Genomic DNA, 433 nt, shown 5'->3' with positions numbered 1-433 from the left:
TATTTGTGTTAAATAACTTTCATTATTTAACGATTATCACTGTGCAATTTTCAAAGAACAATTTAGCAATTAAGTACATTTATTTAATTACTGGTACTATTATGCTACAAAAATAAATTTTTATGCTAAAATAACATAAAAATTTATTTGGTGGGCTTAAATGGACTCGAACCATCGACCTCACGCTTATCAGGCGTGCGCTCTAACCAGCTGAGCTATAAGCCCTTAATATGGTGGAGATAAAGGGATTCGAACCCTTGACCCCCTGCGTGCAAGGCAGGTGCTCTCCCAGCTGAGCTATACCCCCATAAAGAGTTGTATGACGAGTAATTGGTTACCCCTTATACAGAACTAATAGTAAGTTCCTTGGGGTAATTTTAATGCTGAAAGTATTCAGCCAAATTACCCGTGAAAATCCATTTAGAATTTTCAC

The 433-nt window shown here is 36.3% G+C and carries 2 tRNA genes; both read right to left on the bottom strand.

Annotated features, from left to right (window positions below):
- Positions 1-148: 148 nt before the first annotated feature.
- Positions 149-225 (bottom strand) — tRNA-Ile (locus tag N4T77_RS20165).
- Positions 226-231: 6 nt separating this feature from the next.
- Positions 232-307: transfer RNA gene (locus N4T77_RS20160), tRNA-Ala, on the bottom strand.
- Positions 308-433 lie beyond the last annotated feature (126 nt).

It is taken from the genome of Clostridium sp. CX1, assembly GCF_025398335.1.
GTDB classification, from domain to species: Bacteria; Bacillota; Clostridia; order Clostridiales; family Clostridiaceae; genus Clostridium_AM; species Clostridium_AM tanneri.
This window is presented reverse-complemented; position numbering and strand designations above follow the sequence as displayed.